The organism is uncultured Odoribacter sp. (assembly GCF_937966165.1).
Taxonomy (GTDB): Bacteria; Bacteroidota; Bacteroidia; order Bacteroidales; family Marinifilaceae; genus Culturomica.
Map to the genome: position 1 here is coordinate 23,656 of NZ_CALCLB010000006.1, position 22,218 is coordinate 45,873.

Sequence of the window (22,218 nt, forward strand, 5' to 3'; positions counted from 1 at the left end):
GACCGATATGGTAGAACAGTTTGACGATTTACGTCCTTACCGGGATGAGGAGATTATGCCCGCAATGAATAGGATTGCTGATAATCCTTATTTCCTCCCCCTGATGTCATGGTTGTATACAGGGGATATATTACTGGAAAAAATGAAAGAGATCCGGAGAATTCGTTCTGTAAGAGATTTCCAGCTGAAGATTATGGACAGTGCGGTTAAATCCATTGTCAGAAAGACAATGGATGGTTTTACCTGTCACGGTCTGGATCGTCTGGATGCCAGCCGGCCCTATCTTTTTATATCCAATCACCGGGATATTGTGCTCGATTCGGCTCTTTTACAAATTGCGCTGGTGGAGAAAGGTTTTAATACCACACAAATCACATTCGGAAGTAATCTGATGCAGGGCGAAATGGCCATAGATATAGGAAAGTCGAATAAAATGTTTAAAGTTATAAGGGGAGGAAATCCCCGGGATTTTTATCAGCATTCCGTGCATCTGTCCCGTTATATCCGTCATGTTCTGGTAGAAAAGAAAGAATCAGTATGGATTGCCCAGCGGGGAGGACGAACAAAAGACGGATGTGATCTGACGGATCCGGCAGTGTTGAAGATGCTTGCGCTCAGCGGGGGGACAAATAAAAGAGAGAATATCGCTCAATTGAATATTGTTCCGGTAGCTATTTCCTATCAGTATGAACCTTGCGACCATTTGAAAGCCCGCGAACTTTATCTTTCACAGGATCAGAAATATATAAAAGCTCCCGGAGAAGATTTCGGGAGTATTATTACCGGCATAACGGAACCCAAAGGAAAGGTTCATATTGAAGTGAGTGCTCCTTTAACGGAAGAAGAATTGAGGGAATTGGAACAACTGGACCGGAATGATATTTTTAACGGAGTAGCCCGTTTGACGGATAACCGGATTTATAAAGGATATAAGTTGTGGGATACGAATTATATCGCTTACGATATGCTCTACAATACGTTTGAATATACTAACCGGTATCGTTTGGATGATTACCGGGCCTTTGCCAGTCGTATGCACAAACGTTTGGCGTATTTTGATCGGGGAAATATGGATCTAATGAATATTTTTTTAAAGATATATGCAAACCCCGTACATAACCAAAATGAATTTTAGGGAATAAATTGCCTGCCTCTTTTTTCCTTGTTTTGCTTTATAAACCTTATTATCTGTTTTTCGTAAGCCTCCTAATAAAATAGTAAATTATGGGGCTTGACATAATCACCCTTACAATAGCCGAATGGCTTACCAAATACGGATATTACGGTTTATTTGCCGGATCTTTTTTGTCGTCTTTATTTTTACCCATAGGGGCGGATATCCTTTTTGTCGGTATGCTGGCTGCAGGTATCAATCCCTGGGGGTGTCTTTTTATTGCAACAACGGGCAACTGGCTGGGAGGTTTGATTATTTATTATATCGGCTACTCCGGAAATAAAGAAAAAATGAAACGCTGGTTTCATTTGAGAGACGAACAACTGGAAAAACAAAAGAAAAAAATAGACAAATACGGTAGCTTATTGGCTTTGCTCGTATGGATCCCCATCGTGGGAGATGTGTCGAGCGTAGCCCTCGGATTTTACCGGACAAAACCCAAGCTTACTCTTTTTCTGATGTTCATAAGCCGTATGCTGCGTTTTCTGTTGTGGGTCATTTTATACCTGATTTATGCCAACCGTTTCGTCAACTTTATTGATCATTTCTGATCATTTTAGAGAATCCAGTAATGTGCTCAGGTTAGCTGTAAATAACCGTACTGCAATAGCCAGCAATATGATCCCGAAAAATTTCCGCATGACATACACTCCACCTTTTCCAATCACCCGTTGTACATAATCGACTTTTTTCAATACAAAGTAAACAAATAATAAGTTTAAAGCTAAAGCAATGATAATGTTCAAAATATTGTATTCAGCCCGCAACGACAATAAAGTGGTAAAAGATGCCGCTCCCGCAATTAACGGAAATACCAGAGGAACCAGTGTGGCCGAATCCGTAGGGCCGTCATTTTTGAATATTTCTATTCCGAAAATCATTTCTACTGCCAGCACCAGAATCACTAATGCTCCGGCCATAGCAAAAGAAGAAATGTCTACATTAAAAAGTGCCAGTAAAGAATTTCCTACAAATAAAAAAGCTACTAATATGACGAAAGAAAAAATAGCGGCTTTTTCTGCACTGATCGTTTTATTTTTAGCTTTTAAGGCTAATATAATCGGAATAGATCCAAGAATATCGATGACTGCAAACAATACAATAAAAGCACTGAAGATTTCCTTAAAACTAAAATAGATATTCATAATATGTTATTTTAATGGTGTAAAAACCCTGAAAAGTTATAAATTTAACACATTTGATTTTTGTTGTTAAATTTTCAGGTCACAAAAGTACGAAAATTTAATAAAAAGAAAAATAATCAACCCGATAATTTTAAAATATCCGGAAAAACGGCGGAAAATTCTGTTAAAATGGCCTTCTGAAATCATTTTATCCTTTCGAACCTTTATCCCTTTGAACGCTTGAACATTTATGCATTTATTTCTATTTTTGGAAGTATTATGGATTCATTGATTGATTTCGGATATTGGGGGTTATTTATCGGTTCTTTTTTAGCTTCTACCATTGTACCGTTCAGTGCTGATTTACTTTTAATCGGCATTTTGGCCCTGGGAGGGAATGTATGGGGATGTTTGATTATAGCTACTTTAGGAAATTGGTTGGGAGGATTGACATCTTACTGGATTGGCTGGATGGGAAAATGGGAATGGCTGGAACGGTGGTTTAAGGTAAAGCCAGAACAATTAGCCCGTCAGAAGAACCGGATCGGCAAGTATGGATCCGGATTAGCTTTTTTTACCTGGTTACCTTTTATCGGAGATATTTTTGCAATCGCTTTGGGTTTTTATAAAGTGAGTTTCAGGCTTTCTGCTTTTTACATGTTGCTGGGACGTTTTGCGCGTTTTTTGGTTTGGACTTTATTATACCTTCAGTTTGCGGACCGTTTTGTGCGTTTTATTACCGGTTGAGAATTACCTGGAAGAAAAAGGTGGAAAAGGAAATAAATGAGTTAACGGAAGAGTATTTCCCCGAAGCTTTTCTTTTACTATCTTTACCCGATAAAGGTAAAAATTTACCTGATTTAGCGGAATAGAAAAATGAGATTTTACCGGTTCTATATATTATTTTTTATCCTTTATCTGTTTTATTTTATTTTTTGGTGGAATGTATTACCCCGGCCTTTGTTTGATGTGCCGTATTCTACACTGTTATTTGACAGAAAAGGGAAAATTATCGGGGTAAAGGTGGCTCGGGACGAGCAATTCCGTTTTCGGGGAACGAATGTATTGCCTGAAAAGTACCGGGAGGCTTTATTGACATTTGAAGATAAACGTTTTTGGGTGCATAAAGGGGTGGATTGGTATGCATTGGCAAGGGCGATGTACCGGAATATAAAATCAGGAAAAGTAGTAAGCGGCGGGAGTACTGTCAGCATGCAGGTGATTCGGTTGGCCCGGAAAAATCCTCCCCGGACCTATGCGGAGAAATTTTGGGAAATTTTTTTGACCCTTCGCCTGGAACAAAGTTATTCAAAAGAACAGATTTTACAACTCTATGCGACCCATGCCCCTTTCGGTAGAAATATCGTAGGACTGCAAGCGGCTTCTTTGAAATATTTCAACCGTGATCCCGGGCAGTTGAGTTGGGCCGAAGCTGCATTTTTGGCCGTTTTACCCAATGCTCCGGCTTTGAATAATGTCCGGGTCCTGAGAGAGAAGAGAAATCGTTTGTTAAAGGAATTGTATTTGTTGGGTAAAATCGAAGAGGATGATTACCATTTGGCTTTGGAAGAGCCCATGCCTGAAAAAGTATATTATCCGGAAAATATTGCGCCTCATTTATTAGCAAATGCAGATATAAACCGGCAGGGCGAAATTTGTGATTCGTATATAGATGCCGGTTTACAAAAAGCTGTATATGAAATTGTTTTGCGGCATAACCGCTTGTTGGGGGGAAATCATATCTATAATGCAGCTGTATTGGTAGCCCATATTCCCAGCGGGGAAGTCCGGGCTTATGTGGGGAATACACCGGCTTGGGGAAATAGCCGGGGAAATGAAGTTGATATGATTCCGTCCGTCCGGAGTTCGGGAAGTATTTTAAAGCCGGCTTTGTATGCTCTGATGCAGCAGAACGGATATATCTTACCCAAAACGTTAGTCCCGGATATTCCCTCCCGTTTCGGAGGATATGCGCCTTCTAATTTTAACCGTACGTTTCAGGGGGTCGTTCCTGCTGATAAGGCTTTGTCAATGTCTTTGAATATCCCTTTCGTACGTTTATTAAAGGAGTATAATTATTCCCGTTTTTATAAAGAATTGAAATTGTTGGGGATACATAGTTTAAACCGACCGCCGGATGATTATGGTTTAAGCCTTATTCTGGGAGGAGGAGAGACTTCTTTGTGGGATTTATGTAATATGTATGGAGGAATGGTATCCGTTTTACGGCATTATAATGAGACGGACGGACAATACTATGAGGGAGAATATAGCCGTTTGAAAATATGGAAAGAAAAAACGGAATGCCGGAAAAGCGGAACATCTTTTTTATCAACTCCTTGTGTTGCCGACAAAGCTCCCTTAAGTGCTGCCTCTATTTGGTTGACTTTGGAGGCCCTGCGGGAGGTTGAGCGACCTGAGCTGGAATCGGGATGGAAGAATTTTGCCTCGCATTTGGATTTAGCCTGGAAAACCGGAACCAGTTTCGGGTATAGGGATGCCTGGGCAATTGGAGTAAATGCCGATTGGATTGTTGGCGTCTGGGTTGGCAATTCCGACGGGGAAGGACGTCCGGGACTTGTCGGCGTGAGGGCTGCCGCACCTATTCTTTTTGAAGTGGCGGGATTGTTGCCTGTACAGGGACATTTATATAAGCCGTCGGAAGAAATGCGTGAGGCGGTAATATGCCGCAAAAGCGGCTACCGGGCTTCCATGATCTGTGAAGAAAAAGATACCCTTGAAGTATGTGAGGCCGGGAGCAAAACAAACCTCTGTCCTTACCATCGTTTGATAAATTTAGACCTTACAGGAAAATGGCAGGTAAATTCAGATTGTGAACCGGTTTATAATATACAGGTGAAGCCTTGGTTTGTATTAACTCCTGTACAGGAATGGTATTATTCTCGTACTCATAGTGATTACCGGAAACTGCCCCCGTATCGTGCCGGATGTGAACCGCTTGGCGGAGATGTTATGGAAATGATCTATCCGCAGAAAGGGATGCGGGTATTTATTCCCCGGGATTTTGGCGGAAGAAGAGGTGCCGCCGTATTTGAACTCGCTCACCGGAACCCTTTGGCAGAAGTGTACTGGCATATTGACGATCATTATTTAGGCTTTACCCGGCATATTCACCAAATGGAAGTTGATTTGCCGGAAGGACGTCATGTATTGACTATTGTGGATAACGATGGCAATACTTTACGGCAGGTGTTCCAGGTGGTTGGGAAATAAAGGGAGGTCTGAAACGGAGATTCTCCTTTCCGCAGTATAAAAATAATTTTATAACTATATAATTTTTATTGAATTGATTTTTTCTTATCAAATAATTATTACTTTTGTAGCCGCTAATGCCACTTTAGCTCAGCTGGTAGAGCGACGCATTCGTAATGCGTAGGTCGCGAGTTCAAGTCTCGCAAGTGGCTCTGTTGAAAATAAATGATTTACAAAATAATAGGGGGTCAGATACATTGTATTTGATCCCCTATTTGTGTTAAAAATAAGCCTGCTTCAATTTTATAAGTCTAAATTGAATAATGTTACACGAAATTTTTGCTTCTGTGTGTCATTATTTTATGCCCTTCTGACTTGTGGGTATTACTTCTCATCTTTTTGTTTTTATTCCTATAAGGTAACAGATGTTAATTTTCTGAAAATTCAGCATATACATTAATTTGAATTCCTCTATTTACCCTTATCCTCCCCGTAGTAGCTGAGGGGATTTTTATATCATTGTTTTATCTTATGTTATTATTAAAAATAATATTATAAAAATTATGTTTAGAAGTTCATTTACACCAGTTTTAGGAGATTAGATAAAAACTCTTAAAATTTTGGAATATGAATAAAGAAATTATGAAAAGTTACTATCCTCATGATGTAAGGGTAATCAATCCTTCTGTCTCCAGTACGATTTATCGAATTAAAATGCTTAATGAAAGCACTTATCTTCTGGAAGATTCTTGGCATAAAGAAACTGAAATCTTCTATACGGATACAGCTTATAAACCTGTTCTTTATTCTTTGAATCACTTGGATTCCTTTGTAAAAGTAAAAAATGGTACCTATATAAATTTCTTAGATATTATCAGTGAATTATTGACAGACTATTTTTCTCTTATACAAACGGATCCCGGACATAAAGTGATAAAAGAAATTTTATTCCATTATTTTCAAAATAAAAGTACTGTTCCCTTTACTCACAAGATTATGAAAACCATATACAACCTTCTTTATCGGTTCCATTTTGACCTGGATAACCTTATTGAATCCGGTGAAGCTATAGACGCTGTTACACTTCGGGTGAATCCTTATGATTTTTACCCGATAAATTGGTAAATAAAAAAGCACCCTATTTTTGGAACTATATATATTTTGTTTGCGGATTTATACCTTATATCCGTTGGCCTCCTGATAAAACTTAATAGCAGGAGGCCGGCGGTATTTTTATAGACAGAACAAAAACAAGCTCTAAATTATAGAAAATGTGAATTATTTTAGATACCCCCGAACAGGTAGTAATTGAATTGTATTTATATCATCATGGAAACCTGTAATAAAAAATCGGTTGTAAGGCTATATAGCAAAAATTTTGCTGGTATTAGCCGGTATAAGACAGGCATTGAAGGAATCGAAAGCAATCGTTGGACTGTTCCTGTGTCACGGATCATAAGTTTGTAACACTATTGACTACGATTATGCTGATGCTGCTCGAAGGTTTATGAGAAAAGAAATTGATAGGGTATGTTATTTACTCTTTTGCTTTCATTTTCCCGGATTTAATTTATAGCTCGGCTAAAAACTGTATTACTTATATTTGTATCCGGTTCGGAAGAAAATGACTTCATAAAACTGGAGAACATAAATAATTTCATCTCCCCGTTTCTCAAATAATCGGTAATCATTTTTATTGTTTGATTAAGCCTGTTTTAATTTTGCCTGAAAATTCTTGTGTTTGTTTCGGGCAGTACCGCACGTATGCTTTTAAATTCTGAGAATGTTGTAAAAGCAATTTGCCCCCTCTTCTTTGCCTCAGGTTTGAATTTTTCTTCTCCTTATCCGATAAGATTACAGCAAAAAGGTATATAACAAAAAGATATTTTAAGATAAAATTTATTAATTTTTAAGATTAAATTATATATTTGTTTCTTTAGAAATATATCGTAAAAAATGAAAAGGGGAGATCCTGTGGAGGACCAGGGAATCTTTTTTTTGTTTTTGGGATATGTGCTATTTATCTAATTATTAACCTAAAATTACTGTTATGAAATTTTTTTATTTGATTTTTGGAGTATTCCTTCTTTTGGGGGCCTGTTCGGACGATAAGGACGAAGTCGTCTATACCCCGTTGACAGAGGATGCTTCTTTAACTCTTAGTGCTGATAAGGTCATGTTAGCTTGTGGGGGAAGTACAGAGAAGGTGAAAGTGGAGACGAATCAGGAAATCTGGGATGCTGTTCCTTCTGCCGACTGGTTGGTAGTGACAAAAGGGAACGATTTTTTAACGTTGAGTGCCGCAAAAAATGAAACGGGAAAACAATTGACGGCTACAGTTTTGGTAACTGCAGGAACAGAAGAAAATGTGGATACAGCTACCATTACGGTTATACAAAATGACAACAGCTTAGTACTGGAATATACAGTACCGGCCCGTTCCCGGGTTATGCTTCCGATATGCGGACAAGTGAAATGTTCCATAGATTGGGGGGACGGACAAACGGAAGAAGTAGATACCAAAATCGATAATTTGACAGTTGCCCCTCCGAATCATACCTATACTTCTGCCGGAACTTATGAAGTCCGGATTTCAGGTACTGTTCCGGAATTGTATTCTATGATCGGTTTTTCAGATGAACAAAGAGTATATCTTTCCAGGATTAAACAGTGGGGGAAAACCGGGCTCACTAGCTTGAGGTATGCTTTTTACCGTTGCATCAATATTGAATCTCTGCCTTCCGATACAGATGAATCTTTTGCCGGAGTAACTTCTTTTGAATACGCTTTTAAAGGTTGTACCGGTTTGAAAGAAATTGGGGAAGGATTTTTTGCAAATGCTGTGAATGCTGAGACATTTCGTTCTTGTTTCGATCAGTGTTTCTCTTTAACTTCTCTTCCGAACCGATTGTTTGCCAATTGCAGGAAGGCAACAGCTTTTGTCGGGACATTTTGGGAGTGCCCTATAGTAGAATTACCGGCAGATCTTTTTGAAGATTGTATTGCAGCAGACGATTTCAGTGATTGTTTTGTAAACTGTATGGCTTTGCGGATTATTCCGGAGGATTTATTTGCCAATTGCACAAAAGCAACTAATTTTTCATATTGTTTCCGGAATACGCAATCTTTACTGAATATTCCTTCAGGATTATTCCGGAATTGTACTTTGGCTGAGAAAATGATTGGTGTATTTACTTATTGTTATAGTCTGACTTCCATTCCCGAAGAACTGTTCCGGAATTGTCCGGAAGTCTCCAGTTTTGCATATTGCTTTACTTCTTGTACTTCCTTGTCTTCCATACCGGCCGGACTGTTTGATAATAACCGGAAAGCAGGTTCGTTTAAAGGCGCTTTCCGGGATTGTATTTCTTTGGCTGGAGAATCTCCTTATACGGAAATTGATGGTAAAAAAATACATTTATATGAAAGACAGAGCTATGGCGGAGAGTTTATTACTCCTGACGATTATAATTCCTGCTTCCGTAATTGTAAAGGACTAAGTGATTATAAAACGATGCAGGCCGGTTTTTCCGGATGGGTTAATTAATGGTTTTACATAGATATATCAATATGAAAAAGTTGTTTTTTATTCTGGTAGGAATAGTACTGTTATTCGGAGCTTGTTCCGATGATGATAATACGGTGGCAATAGCCCGGCTGGATTTAGTGTCCGGTTCCGATGATTTTCCGATTGTCCTGTCGGAAGATGGCACGACCGGAAAAGTTGAATTTACCGACCTCGGGGGAGTATTGCCGGTTATTATAGAAACCAATCAGACAGATTGGATTTATCAGGTAAAAGAAAAGAGAGACTGGTTTGAAGTGACTCAGCGGGGGGATACACTTGTTTTGACAATTGCTCAAAATAAACATGTGACGTCCCGGGAGGCTGTAATCATCGTCCGGGCCGGAAGTACAGAGAATAATGTGGCCTGTAAACTGACAGTAACCCAGAAGGGGGTAAAAGGAGCTGACCTGGCAGTAACTCCTGAAAAAATAGAATTTCCAGTAAAAGGAGGGACATTGGAGGTGGACGTGAAGACCAATCAAAAATTATGGAGTATGCATATTTCCAATGATGTATTCACAATAATAAAAACGGACAATAAAATAACAATTACGGCTGAAGAGAATTTATATCCTGTTGCGATGACGGGAGAACTTACCGTTGTTGCAGGGGAAGGCGAAAATTTGGAATCAGCAGTTATTCCGCTTGTACAGGAAGCTGCTCCGGCAGTATCCTTGACAATACATCCCGCGGAAATCCATTTCCCTATGGCCGGAGGAACAGATACGATACGCCTTACGATGCAGAATACAAACATCTGGCAATATCTGTGTGAGCAAGACTGGCTGGAGTTAAAAGCTGAAAATAATTATTTGATCGTAACAGCAGCCAAGAATTCTTCTTATACCCCTTTGACGGCAGAAGTGATGATAGTTGCAGGTATTGAACAAAATTATGCCGGGCAGACCGTTAGGGTCATTCAGGAAGCCTCCTCTCTTGCAGAAGCGATGATTCTTGAGTTAACGGTGCCTGCAGGGGCTACGGCTGTATTACCGTTACAAGGGACTGTCGATTGTATCGTCGATTGGGGAGACGGAAGTACAGCAGAAACAGTTACGAGTGTTACCCCTATCCATGTTTATGCTGAGGAAGGTATATATGAAGTGAAAATTGCGGGAAAAGTGACAGGACTGGGAACAAACAAGGCTATTTTTAATGTGACGCATAAAGATGCTTTAAACTATTTTACTGCTGTAAAACAATGGGGAAATACAGGTTTAACAACTTTAAAAGAGGCTTTCTGGAATTGTGTGAATCTGGAATCTGTTGCAAATGATCTTAACGAGTCTTTCCTGACTGTTACCTCATTTGAAAGAGCTTTTTATAAAGCAGCAGCTTTGAAGGAAATTCCAGCAGGGATCTTTCATAATTGTCCGAAGGTAACCTCTTTCAGAGAATGTTTTAATGGCTGTACTTCTTTAGTTGCATTGCCGGCAGGATTATTCTCTGCTTGTGAAGCTGTTACTACGTTTAGAAGTTGTTTTGACGGTTGTACGAAATTAGCTTCTATTCCGGACGGACTATTTGCTAATAATCCCAAGGTAACTGAATTTTTTGGAACATTTAAATGGTGTGCTTTAACCGAAATTCCGGCTAATACATTTAAGAATTGTTCGAAAGTGACAAGTTTTGCACAGATTTTCTATTCCTGTTCTTCTTTAGAGATTGTACCTGCAGGTATTTTTGATGATTGTATCAGTGCCACTAATTTTAGTTTTACCTTTTCGGGAACAAAATTAAAAGGAGAGTCTCCTTATACAATGGTGGATGGAGTAAAAGTACATTTGTATGAGCGGGCCGAGCATACAGATCGTTTCAAAAAACCGACTTCTTTTAATGATTGTTTTACCGGTTGTACAGATCTTACCGATTTTGAACAGATCAAGGCTGCTGGCTGGGCAAAATAAGTTATAAATACAGGAAACAATAGGAATATCCGGAAAACTCTTTTTCAGAATTATGGATTTTATTTCATCGAATGACCGAACAGAAGTTTCTGTTATTTGCCGAAGGAAGTCTGTTCATCAGCGGTTAGACAGACAAGTATTCGCCGGGCATGAAATATACCTGATCGGAACAGTGTTTTCCGGGTATTTGTTTGGTGTGGATTGCAGACGTAAAGGAGTAATGATCTCTTTTATTTTGTCGTTTCGTTTTGTAAAAGCTTTAGTAATTTATCCAGTTTAGGGGCGATAATGATTTCTGTCCGCCGGTTTAAGGTCCGGCCTTCAGCTGTTTGGTTGTCGGCAACCGGTTTATATTCCCCTCTTCCGGTAGGTTGGATTTGTAAAGGATTTACCTTAAAATCTTTTGTTAAAATACGGACGACAGAGGTGGCCCGGATGACGCTCAAATCCCAATTATCCTTGAATTGGACTGTTTTAATTGGTTTGGAATCGGTATGTCCTTCTATGAAAACATCGATATCTGCCTGTTTATTTAATACAACAGCTAGTTTAGCCAACGCTTCTTTTCCTCTTTTGTCTACCCGGGCACTTCCGGATTCAAATAAAAGTTTGTCGGACATCGCTACATATATTTTACTGTCTTTTTGCCGCACACTCAGTTCATCGCTTCCGAAACCCAGTAATGCATCCTGTATGCTGTTTAATAATTCTTTTACTTTCAGGTTTTGAGCGTCAATCAGCCCTTGTAATTCGCGTATTGTTTTTTCTCTATCGTCTAAAACCGACAGTTTCTCCTGTATCATGGCATTTAATTTCTCCTGTTCCGATTTATTGGAATAAAGCAGATTTCGATAGGCCCGGATGATCCCTCCCAATTCTGTCGTATCTGTCAGCAGACTGTCTATACGAAGAGACAAACGGGAATTTTCCTCCCTGGAACCGGACAATTCTTTACGTAATATTTCCCCTCTTTCGATGGCGGACAGACGGCCGTTTTCAGCTATCAGATACTTTTTCTTGGAAACACAGGAACTGCATAAAAAGAGGAGAGAAATAAACATCAAAGATCCTACTTTATTCATGATATGTTGAAATTAAAAATGTATCACTGATTTCGTAAATGCAAACATAGAAAAATATTTGAAAAGAATTAAATGTTCCCCTGTTCAAAAATGGAATACTTAGATGTCTGAAAAGTAAAGGCGGAAAGAGAGAAAAGAAAAAGAGGAGCCCTTTCTGAAAAACTCCTCTTTCAACGGTAAACCGGGAACCGGTTATTTGATTTCAATACTCTTTTCGCTCATTTTGATCTCTTCGATTTTCTTTTTAGGAATATCGATCGTCAATACCCCGTGTTCAACCTTAGCTTCAATTTTTTCTCTGTTGATATTATCCGGTAAAATCATTGTCTGTTGGAATTGGGTATAAGAAAATTCTCTCCGCAGGTATTTATTTTGTTTTTGACTTTCATTGTGTTCTTCTTTTTTCTCCATGGAAATCAAAAGTTGATTTTCATCGTCAATTTTGACGGTAAAATCGTTTTTTGTCATACCCGGAGCGGCTAATTCTACCTTATATTCGTTTTCGTTTTCAAGGATATTGATGGCCGGAGCATTCATATTTGCTTTTTCTAGCCATTCGTTTCCAAAAAAATCGTTGAAAATTCCCGGTAACCAGTTTTGAGATCTTTTAACAGGCATCATAATTAAATCCTCCTATTATTTTTAGTTAAACATTCCAATTTTACTCATTTGGGTTTTACTATGAACTCAAATTCAATGAGAAATATTTCAATAGATGTGCCAAAGGTTTTTAATACAGAAAAACGGAAAAATTGACATTTTTTTTGCCAGCTTTTCAGTTTTATTTTTTATGAAAATGACAAAATGTAGCTTTTAAACAGAAAGAACCTTTCTCAAACTTTTACTTATACTCTTGTACGTTTTTACATTTATACACTATAAACGATAAATCAATAAGTCAGAATTTCGTGACCTTCTTCTGTAATTAATATTGTATTTTCCCATTGAGCAGAAGGTAATCCGTCGGCTGTATAAACAGTCCAGTCGTTTTCTTCATCTATAAAGATTTCGTAACTGCCCATATTAATCATAGGTTCTATGGTAAAGATCATACCGGGAATAAGCAACATACCTGTGCCTTTTCTACCGACATGCTCTACTTCCGGTTTTTCGTGAAATGCCAGGCCTACTCCGTGTCCACAGAAATCTCTTACGACGGAATAGCCCTGACTTTCAGCATGTTTTTGTATGGCTTCCCCGATATCTCCCAGAAATCCCCAGGGACGGGCAGCTTTGATGCCCAGTTCCAGGCATTCACGGGTAACTTTTACTAATTTCTGGATTTGAGGGGAGACATTGCCAATCAAAAACATCCGGGAAGCGTCGGAGAAATAGCCGTCTAAAATAGTAGATACATCAACATTGACAATATCCCCGTCCCGGAGCAGAATACCCTTGTCTGGTATGCCGTGGCATACCTCATCGTTGACCGAAGTACAGACACTTTTGGGAAAACCTTCGTAATGGAGAGGGGCCGGAACGGCTCCATGAGAAATTGTAAAGTCATATACCAGCTTATCGATTTCTTCTGTACTCATCCCCGAATGAATGTGGGCAGCTACATGGTCGAGTACCGCTGTGTTGATAAGGGCACTCCGGCGGATGCCTTCGATTTGTTCCGGGGTTTTGATTATTTTCCGGGGAGGAACAGTATGCCCGAGCCTTCTGTAGTACCGTAATTTTTCTTCCAAAGAAAAACCAGCAGAAAAATCCGGATTTAAAAATTTATCCATTTATGATTATTTTATAGTTCTGTACGTTTCCTATTGTCCTCCAAAGATACCATATTTTATTTTTATTGCGAGATAAAATGTAAAAACGTGAGAACGTTCAAAAGACTGACTGCACTTTGATAATTGCCCGTCAGCCAGCTTACTGCTTAACAGACTGACGGAGCAGGGAAATAATTCTTCACAAATATTCCTCCCGTGAACCGGTAAAGTATCAGCTTGTTTCCGTAGGAGGAACCCCTGTCCGTTAAAAGACGGCCGGATCATTTTTACGTTTTTACTTTTAAATATTTCTGTATTTAATCTGAAGTTTTGAGTAAAAGAATGTTTAAGAAAAAGGAGGCTTTAGCAGTATCCTATTCAAAAGAAAATAAAGAAAAAGGTGGGGATTGTATCAAAAAGAGGAATAGGTTTAGAAATTAGTATATTTTGAAATAATACGATAAAATTTATGAGGGGTATATGAATAAAATATATACTTTTTAAAAATAGAACCCTGTAAAAATAATAGGTTATTTTGGAAAATTATATATTTGCCGTAAGAAACAGATGAAAAAATAAGGAAGAAATGGAAACAGTAGGGAGAGGATAAATAACTTTTAAGTTTTTCCGGCGTTATCATGAAGGGAATATAAATATATCAGTTATGGGAAAAATCAGAAAAATCGGTGTCCTGACTTCAGGAGGTGATGCTCCGGGGATGAATGCTGCTATCCGGGCTGTTGTGCGTGCAGGCGTATATAATGGCTGTCAGATGTTCGGAATATATGACGGTTATGAGGGAATGATAAACGGGAAAATAAAAAGGTTGAATTCGAAAGATGTGAGTAATATTATCCAAAGAGGAGGGACGATTTTAAAAACTGCCAGGAGCGCTGGGTTCCGGATGCCGGAAGGGCGTATGAGAGCAGCGGGACAGTTGGCTGCCCGGGGAATTGACGCTTTGGTTGTAATCGGAGGGGACGGTTCTTTTACCGGAGCCGGTTTATTGGTGCAGGAACACGGTATACCCGTGGTCGGTATCCCGGGGACGATTGACAACGATTTATTTGGAACGGATTGTACGATCGGATACGATACGGCAGTGAATACAGCAGTAGAAGCTATTGATAAGATACGGGATACCGCTACCGCTCACAATCGGTTGTTTTTTGTAGAAGTAATGGGGCGGGATGCTGGTTTTATCGCTTTGCGTTCCGGCATTGCAAGTGGGGCAGGTGCGATTTTGGTGCCGGAATTGAAAACAGATCTGGAAGAGCTGGAGAAATATGTAAATGAGGTGTACGATCCGCAGCACTCCAGCGGGATCGTTGTTGTTGCAGAAGGGGATGAAGCCGGAGGAGCTTATAAAATTGCTGAGAAAGTGAAAAAAGAGCATCCGGAGTTTGATATCCGGGTTTCTGTTCTGGGACATATTCAAAGGGGAGGGAATCCCAGTTCTTTCGACCGGGAAGTTGCCAGTCGCTTGGGAGCAGCTGCAATTGAAGCTTTACTGGATGATCAGAAAAGTATTATGATCGGGATCGTAAAAGGTAAAATTGTGCATGTGCCTTTTAATAAGGCGATAAAAAACAATAAAGGTTTGAATTCTGAATTATTAAATTTAGTCCGGATTTTGGCTGTGCATGTAAAGTATAGTGAAGAGGCTTGATCGGGGGGAAAAGAGGATAAATGTTCAATTGTTTGAAAAAGGAAGGGAAAGAAAAGGGGAATAAGGGAATTATGGGGGAAGGAAAAGGCTGGATGGTGATCTGCACATATCTCAGAGATGCAAAATATCGTAGAACAGTTATCTAATGTCCGGAAAAAGGAAATAAAAGGGTTGATGAAAGAGAAAAAGCGATTGCTTATTACGATACCGTATTCCCTTTTTTCGATAAAATATGTTATCATATTGATAAACTGGAATGATATATTGACGATGAAATGCGGCTTTTGCCTGAATACCGGAAATTGTTATTTATCTGCTGATAGAAAGGAATCTGTGAAAGAAAAATACTGTTTCGGCCCTCATGGGCTGCCGAACGTCAGGGAAAAATTTCTGTTGAATAAAAAATAATATATGAGTGATCCGATTAAACATGAGTGTGGTATAGCACTCGTCCGGCTTTTAAAACCTCTGGACTATTATCGTCAGAAATACGGCACTGCCGTATACGGGTTGAATACCCTTTACCTTTTGATGGAGAAGCAGCATAACCGCGGACAGGAAGGAGCGGGAATGGCTTGTGTCAAATTGAATGCACAGCCGGGGGAAGAATATATCTTCCGGGAAAGGGCATTGGGGAGCGGGGCCATCAGTGCGGTTTTCGATCGTATAAATCAGCAGATGACCCTTCAGCAGACTGACGGGCAGCTACCTCCTGAAAAGCTGCCTTTTGTCGGGGAATTGTATTTGGGACATTTACGTTACAGTACGACCGGAAAATCCGGAATATCTTATGTACATCCTTTTTTAAGGCGTAACAATTGGCGGAGCAGGAATCTTTGTCTGGCAGGTAATTTTAATCTGACAAATGTGGATGAAATTCTGACGGATATCGTAGCTAAAGGTCAGCATCCGCGCCACAATGCAGATACTTTTATTATCTTGGAGCAAATCGGTTACTTGCTGGATCGTCAGGTAGAAAAATTGTATGAACAATACAGCGCTCCGGAAGTCTCCGGCATGGAATTGAATCGTATTATAGAAGAGAAACTGGATCTGGAGGCGATTATCCGTACTGCTTCTGAAAAATGGGACGGGGGCTTTGTAATCTGTGGGTTGACAGGCAGTGGGGATGCTTTTGTTTTCCGGGATAAATGGGGGATCCGTCCTGCTTTTTATTATGCTGATGAAGAAATCATTGTGGTGGCTTCCGAACGTCCTGTTATACAGACAATTTTAAATGTGCGCACAGAGCAGGTCCGTGAACTGGAAGCGGGACAGGGGCTTATGATAAAGAAAAACGGTGAAATGAAATTATCCCGGATTGCCGTTACGGATAAAATAACCCCTTGTTCTTTTGAACGGATTTATTTTTCCAGGGGGAGTGACCGGGATATCTATCAGGAACGGAAAATGCTGGGAAATTTGTTAACGGATCAGATATTGAAGTCGGTTCATTATGATACAGATCATACAGTGTTTTCTTTTATCCCGAATACAGCAGAGATAGCTTATTATGGTATGTTGGAGGGATTGGAAGATTATTTGAATTCGAGAAAGAGCGTAGAGTTGCTGGATACGACGGGCAATGTTTCTTCTTACCGGGCCGATCGGATTTTGTCCCGGAGGATCCGTACTGAAAAGCTGGCAATCAAGGATATTAAATTGCGCACCTTTATTGCAGAAAACAATAGCCGCAATGATCTGGCGACACATGTTTACGATATTACATACGGTACTATCGCCGAGGGAGTGGATAATATTGTGGTGATAGATGATAGTATTGTAAGAGGAACTACTCTGAAACAGAGTATTATTAAAATTTTGAGCCGGTTAAATCCGAAAAAGATTGTCATTGTTTCTTCTTCTCCTCAGATACGCTATCCGGATTGTTATGGGATCGATATGTCCCGGATGGAAGAATTTATTGCTTTCAATGCTGCTATTGAACTTTTAAGAGAAAGGGGACAGGAAAAGATCATTGAGGAAGTATACCGGAAATGTAAAGAACAGGAAAATTTACCGAAAGAAGAGATTGTAAATTATGTCAGGGAAATTTATGCTCCTTTTAAGGATGAAGAAATCTCGGCCCGCATTGCCCGTATGGTACGTCCGGAGGAAAGTCCTATCGAAATAGAAATTGTTTATCAGACGATAAAAAATCTCCGGCAGGCTTGTAAAGGACATGCGGGAGATTGGTATTTTTCGGGAAATTATCCTACTCCCGGCGGAAACCGCCTGGTAAATAATGCTTTTATCAATTATTATGAAAATATATACGCAAAAAAATGATTGGTTATCTATAGCCGGATGCCTTCGTCAGTACCAGGAAACTTATGTTCTGAGTCATGATTTAAACGCTTTGATACGAGGTGGTTCTGGCGGAATTGATTCTGTATTAACAGCTGTTTTGGCTGCAGAGGTATGTAATAAATTGCTGCTGTATGGCTGTAGTATAACCATTGAAACGAACAGTAAAGCGGAAAGAGGGCGGGCCCGAAAGGTAGGACGGTTTTTTGTACCGATTTCCGGGAAGTGGATTTCCGGATGTACGTGTTTAATGCGGAAGGTTCAGATTTGCGTAGGTATGGAAACATTTGCACTGTGTCGGTAAATTGGTATTGGGGAAAGGGTATACGGATAAGACTGGAATAAAATCGGAGACGGCTGCTGGGGTAGAGCTCAGAAAAGGAGAATTGAAGGATTTTGAAAGCGGGCAGAGGGTTTTGTGCAGGTTACAAACCCTCTGCTTTTTAAGAGTATGGCTATTGTAAAGCATCTTTATAAGGCCACGGCCAAGGTATGTCTGCATGAAGCTTTTGTGAAGCGTGGAGAGGAAAATAAGGATCCCTTAACAATTCCCTTCCGATGACAATCAGGTCGGCATTTCCGTTTACGAGTATTGTTTCTGCTTGTACGGCGTCGGTAATCATGCCGACGGTAGCTATTTTAATAGAACTTTCTTTTTTTATCTGACGGGCAAAGGGAAGTTGGTAACCGTAATTTACCGGAATAGGAGCACTATGGATCAGGCCTCCTGAGGAGACGTCCAGGACATCCACTCCTTTTTCATACAATACGTTGGCCAGTCGCACGGATTGGGCCCAGTCCCAGCCGTCGTTAGCCCAATCCGTTGCAGATATCCGGACTCCTAGGGGGAAGTCGGAAGGCCATACTTTGCGAATGGCATCGGTTACCTCTGTCAGTAGCCGTATCCGGTTTTCAAAACTACCTCCGTATTCGTCGGTACGTAAATTTGATAAAGGAGACAGAAATTCATGTAAAAGATAACCGTGGGCAGCATGAATTTCCAGCATTTTATAACCGGCTTTTAATGCTCTTTGGGCGGCCGCGGAGAAATCGTTTACAATTTTTTCTATCCCGGTTTTGTCCAGAACTTCCGGAATAGCGCTGTCTGCTTCCTGGGGTATGGCTGAAGGAGCAACAATTTGCCACCCTCCCTCAGCGGGTTTCAGAAATTTCCCTTTTTGTTCTCCTTCGGCTGCAACACTTGCTTTTCGGCCTGCATGTGCTAACTGTATACCGGGGATCGTCCCTTGTGCTTCGATGAAGCTTGTGATTTGCTGGAGTTTCGATATATGCTCCTCTTTCCACAGGCCCAAATCATTCGGCGTAATCCTTCCTTCCGGAGAGATAGCTGTGGCTTCCTGTAAAATGAGAGCGGCCCCTCCGACAGCCCGGCTGCCCAGATGTACTAAATGCCAGTCATTTGCATATCCGTCTTCTGCCTTGTATTGACACATAGGCGACATGACAATCCTGTTTTTTAAAGTTAAGGATTTCAATTCATAGGTAGAAAATAACATCTCAGTTCTTTTTATGAGGACTATAAAAGCAATTCTATTTGTTTCGTGATAAAATCCATTTCATCCCGTTTTAATGTAATATTGGCGGCATGTGCATTGGAAATGGCTTGTTCCGGATTACGGGCCCCTACTAAAGCAATTGTTATTCCCGGATGATCGATTGTCCAACGCAGTACCAATTGAGAAAGAGAGGCCTGTTTCTCGTGTGCCAGCGGCCGTATCGTTTCCAGAAAAGCGTTTGTGCGTAAAATATTTTCATCTGTAAAAAACGGATTTTTGGTACGGTGATCTCCAGCTGCAAATTTGTAACCCGGACTCATTTTGCCGGTCAGCAAACCTCTTTCTAAAGGGCTGTATACGAGTACTGATATGCCGTGTCGGGTGCACCAGGGAATCGTCTTTTTTTCTGATTCCCGGTTTACCATGCTAAACGGAATTTGATCCGAGACCAGAGAGATATATTTATCCGCTTCTGCCAATAATTGAGCGTCATAATTGCATACTCCTGCATAACGGACTTTCCCTTGTTCGATCAATCTTTCAACAGCTTCGAACGTTTCACTCATGGGAGTTGTCTTGTCCGGCCAGTGAATTTGGTAAAGATCGATATAGTCTGTCTTCAGCCGGCGTAAACTGTCTTCGCATTCCCGGATGATACTTTCTTTACCGGCGTATTTGTAAATATCAATGGGATGTCCGTTATTGTCCTGACTTTTAAAAGCAAAATCTCCTTTGGCTAGATCCCAACGCATACCGTATTTTGTCAGAATTTGAACTTTATCCCGTTTTATTCCTTCTATGGCCTGGCCGACAATTTCTTCGCTGGTTCCCTGACCGTATATGGGAGCTGTATCGATAGAGGTAACCCCTTCGTTATAGGCTGCCCGTATGGCATCTACTGCAGCCTGACGATTTGTCGCTCCCCACATCCAGCCGCCGGCTGCCCACGAACCGAATGTGATAACGGACAATTCTAAATCTGTATTTCCTAATTTTCTATATTCCATGGCTATTCAATTTATGATCCTTGCATGTGTAATGTTTACGTAAAAGGAGTGGTAAAGTTCGAAGAACGGAAATAATGGTTTACTGAACCGGTATTCCTGTTACGGACTTCATGCGGCCGTCTGTCTTTCCGGGAAAATAACTAATTTTTGTGTAAACTTTTTCAAATTTCGAAATTCCAGCCCTACTGAATGGGGATAGGGAAATTTGGCATACTTCTTGTTGCACAAAATCCTCGTAATTGTGAAATTTTTGTAATAGTAAAGCATAAAATGAATTTATACGTCAATAAAATCTCGCACTATATTCCGGAAGAGGTGGTAGAGAATTCTTATTTTAAAGAGGTGAACGGATTGGATGAGGAATGGATATATTCCCGTACCGGAATCAGGACCCGGAGTAAAGCAGGCAAGGAAGAAAATACAAATACGATGGGTATAAAAGCGGTAGACAATGGGGTGAGTGATTTGCCTTATCCTATGGATACAGTGGATTTAATTGTGGCTGCTACCTATTCTCCTTATGATACGGTTGCGACGATGGCACATATGGTACAAAGACGGTATCAGGCAGACCGGGCTAAATGTATAAGTGTTTCTTCAGCTTGTTCCTCTTTTATTAATGCGATGGAAGTTGCAGAAGGCTATTTTGCCATGAAAAAAGCGCATCGGGCATTGATTATCGCTTCGGAACACAATACGGCTTATGCAAATGAAACGGATCCTCAGAGCGGACATTTGTGGGGAGATGGGGCAGTTGCCTTTTTTGTCTCTCCGGAAAAATACAAGGAAAGTGATCCGCAGATTTTGAGTATATATACGCATGGATTGGGGCATATCGGTAAATCCACCAGTGCGGTATATCTGCGGCCCCGAAATGGAGGGATCGGTATGCCTGAAGGACGGGATGTGTTTATCAATGCTTGTCATTATATGGTGGAAGCTTTGGAAAAAGCCGGAGAGGCATGTGGAAAGGCCTTTTCTGATTTGAATTATATCTCTTCTCATCAGGCAAATCGGCGCATTATCCGCAATATAGCTCACCAGACAGGATTTCCCGAAGAATGTTTCTTGATGAATATAGAAACCCGGGGAAATACAGGTTGCCCCAGTTGTGCTATTTCGTTATCCGAAAATTTACACCGGATTAAAAAGGGAGATTTAGTAGGACTGACCGTATTCGGAGGAGGATATTCCTGTGGGGCGATGTTGCTTCAGTTTTAGGAGGATTCAAAAATATACTGTAGAAGTTTCTCTGTTTATTCCATTTTATTGATGGTCAGATCCGGTAAGGATTGTATAAATTGGAATAACAGGGTTTCTTCTCCGAATTTACGGGTTTTGATGACCATTGTCACGTGATAGGTTTTGGCATCTCCAAAATGCTCTTCGTCGGTTGTATAACTCGTAATATGGTGCCCTAAACTATTGATTTCATTCGTAATAATTCCCAGGTTTTCCTTTTTACTGGTCGTAAAGATTAACAAAATACTATGAAGTCCGACTTTCCGGAGGAATAAATTAGTCAGTTCCAGTCCGGCCAAAGTGAGGATGACACCGGTAATGCCGATATAATACATTCCTCCGCCAATAACAAGTCCTATAGCTGCGGTAGCCCATAAACCTGCGGCCGTGGTAAGCCCCCGGACAAATTGTTTTTGTATAATTATAGTTCCGGCACCCAGAAAACCGATGCCGCTGACAACTTGTGCAGCTATACGGCTGGGATCGAGTCCCACGCCTTTAGCTCCTAATACATCTGCAAAACCGTGTTGGGATACGATCATAAACAGGGCGCTTCCCAGACATACCAGAAAATGGGTCCGCAGTCCTGCTTCTTTGGCCCGGTATTCCCTGTCGAGCCCGATAAGTGCCCCGAAACACGAAGCAACGACCAGCCTTAATATTAAATCCCACATAGTCTTTCTGTTTTTATTTGTA

At 40.4% G+C, this 22,218-nt stretch carries 18 protein-coding genes and 1 tRNA gene; 12 read left to right on the top strand and 7 right to left on the bottom strand.

The features are described from left to right. Window positions 1-7: 7 nt before the first annotated feature. Complete coding sequence (locus tag Q0465_RS02155; protein ID WP_298612173.1) at window positions 8-1,135, top strand: 1-acyl-sn-glycerol-3-phosphate acyltransferase; 1,128 nt, start codon at window positions 8-10, stop codon at window positions 1,133-1,135. An 89-nt stretch (window positions 1,136-1,224) separates the two neighbouring features. Continuing rightward, window positions 1,225-1,725, top strand: a complete 501-nt coding sequence (locus tag Q0465_RS02160; protein WP_298612177.1) for a YqaA family protein — start codon at window positions 1,225-1,227, stop codon at window positions 1,723-1,725. On the opposite strand, the gene Q0465_RS02165 is transcribed toward Q0465_RS02160, so the two are convergent. Then, on the bottom strand, window positions 1,726-2,319 hold the full coding sequence (locus Q0465_RS02165; protein WP_298612180.1) for a MarC family protein: 594 nt from the start codon (window positions 2,317-2,319) through the stop codon (window positions 1,726-1,728). It abuts the gene before it with no gap. A gap of 258 nt (window positions 2,320-2,577) precedes the next feature. On the opposite strand from Q0465_RS02165, the gene Q0465_RS02170 reads away from it, so the two are divergent. The 6 genes from Q0465_RS02170 to Q0465_RS02195 all read left to right on the top strand — a co-directional run bounded on the left by Q0465_RS02170 (window position 2,578) and on the right by Q0465_RS02195 (window position 10,986). Continuing rightward, window positions 2,578-3,045 carry a VTT domain-containing protein gene (locus Q0465_RS02170; RefSeq protein WP_298612183.1) on the top strand — a complete coding sequence of 156 codons (468 nt, stop codon included), beginning with the start codon at window positions 2,578-2,580 and terminating at the stop codon, window positions 3,043-3,045. Window positions 3,046-3,174: 129 nt separating this feature from the next. Beyond that, window positions 3,175-5,532, top strand: a complete 2,358-nt coding sequence (pbpC, locus tag Q0465_RS02175) for a penicillin-binding protein 1C (RefSeq protein WP_298612186.1) — start codon at window positions 3,175-3,177, stop codon at window positions 5,530-5,532. Window positions 5,533-5,650: 118 nt separating this feature from the next. After that, window positions 5,651-5,723 (top strand) — tRNA-Thr (locus tag Q0465_RS02180). Between the two features lie 415 nt (window positions 5,724-6,138). Continuing rightward, complete coding sequence (locus tag Q0465_RS02185; RefSeq protein WP_298612188.1) at window positions 6,139-6,636, top strand: hypothetical protein; 498 nt, start codon at window positions 6,139-6,141, stop codon at window positions 6,634-6,636. Window positions 6,637-7,561: 925 nt separating this feature from the next. Continuing rightward, on the top strand, window positions 7,562-9,058 hold the full coding sequence (locus Q0465_RS02190) for a BACON domain-containing carbohydrate-binding protein (RefSeq protein ID WP_298612190.1): 1,497 nt from the start codon (window positions 7,562-7,564) through the stop codon (window positions 9,056-9,058). A gap of 23 nt (window positions 9,059-9,081) precedes the next feature. Beyond that, the gene (locus Q0465_RS02195) at window positions 9,082-10,986 is read left to right on the top strand and encodes a BACON domain-containing carbohydrate-binding protein (protein WP_298612193.1); all 1,905 of its coding nucleotides are present in this window, start codon (window positions 9,082-9,084) and stop codon (window positions 10,984-10,986) included. 230 nt (window positions 10,987-11,216) lie between these two features. Here the strand turns inward: Q0465_RS02195 and Q0465_RS02200 are convergent, their stop codons facing one another. The 3 genes from Q0465_RS02200 to map form a co-directional block, all read right to left on the bottom strand. Continuing rightward, window positions 11,217-12,068, bottom strand: a complete 852-nt coding sequence (locus tag Q0465_RS02200; protein WP_298612196.1) for an OmpA family protein — start codon at window positions 12,066-12,068, stop codon at window positions 11,217-11,219. 192 nt (window positions 12,069-12,260) lie between these two features. After that, a complete protein-coding gene (locus tag Q0465_RS02205; protein WP_298612199.1) occupies window positions 12,261-12,689 on the bottom strand; it encodes an Hsp20/alpha crystallin family protein in 429 nt (142 codons plus the stop codon). 269 nt (window positions 12,690-12,958) lie between these two features. Further along, window positions 12,959-13,801, bottom strand: a complete 843-nt coding sequence (gene map / locus Q0465_RS02210) for a type I methionyl aminopeptidase (protein WP_298612201.1) — start codon at window positions 13,799-13,801, stop codon at window positions 12,959-12,961. Window positions 13,802-14,444: 643 nt separating this feature from the next. On the opposite strand from map, the gene pfkA reads away from it, so the two are divergent. The 3 genes from pfkA (at window position 14,445) to Q0465_RS02225 (ending at window position 18,060) form a co-directional block, all read left to right on the top strand. Next, complete coding sequence (gene pfkA / locus Q0465_RS02215) at window positions 14,445-15,449, top strand: 6-phosphofructokinase (RefSeq protein WP_298612204.1); 1,005 nt, start codon at window positions 14,445-14,447, stop codon at window positions 15,447-15,449. A gap of 411 nt (window positions 15,450-15,860) precedes the next feature. After that, entirely contained in the window at window positions 15,861-17,738 is a 1,878-nt protein-coding gene (locus tag Q0465_RS02220; RefSeq protein ID WP_298612207.1) for an amidophosphoribosyltransferase, read from the top strand. Continuing rightward, window positions 17,713-18,060, top strand: a complete 348-nt coding sequence (locus tag Q0465_RS02225; protein ID WP_298612210.1) for a hypothetical protein — start codon at window positions 17,713-17,715, stop codon at window positions 18,058-18,060. Before Q0465_RS02220 ends, Q0465_RS02225 begins: the two co-directional genes overlap by 26 nt. 151 nt (window positions 18,061-18,211) lie before the next feature. On the opposite strand, the gene Q0465_RS02230 is transcribed toward Q0465_RS02225, so the two are convergent. Together Q0465_RS02230 and Q0465_RS02235 are read right to left on the bottom strand one after the other, a co-directional pair. Continuing rightward, on the bottom strand, window positions 18,212-19,273 hold the full coding sequence (locus Q0465_RS02230) for an NADH:flavin oxidoreductase/NADH oxidase (RefSeq protein ID WP_298612213.1): 1,062 nt from the start codon (window positions 19,271-19,273) through the stop codon (window positions 18,212-18,214). Window positions 19,274-19,293: 20 nt separating this feature from the next. Then, on the bottom strand, window positions 19,294-20,280 hold the full coding sequence (locus Q0465_RS02235) for an aldo/keto reductase (RefSeq protein ID WP_298612216.1): 987 nt from the start codon (window positions 20,278-20,280) through the stop codon (window positions 19,294-19,296). A 270-nt stretch (window positions 20,281-20,550) separates the two neighbouring features. Here Q0465_RS02235 and Q0465_RS02240 point away from each other — a divergent pair, with 270 nt between their 5' ends. Continuing rightward, window positions 20,551-21,501: a 3-oxoacyl-ACP synthase III family protein gene (locus Q0465_RS02240; RefSeq protein WP_298612219.1), complete on the top strand. Its 951-nt coding sequence runs from the start codon at window positions 20,551-20,553 to the stop codon at window positions 21,499-21,501. 35 nt (window positions 21,502-21,536) lie between these two features. Here Q0465_RS02240 and Q0465_RS02245 read toward each other — a convergent pair whose 3' ends face one another. Further along, window positions 21,537-22,196, bottom strand: coding sequence for an MgtC/SapB family protein (locus tag Q0465_RS02245; RefSeq protein WP_298612221.1), 660 nt, complete (start codon window positions 22,194-22,196; stop codon window positions 21,537-21,539). Between the last annotated feature and the right edge of the window lie 22 nt (window positions 22,197-22,218).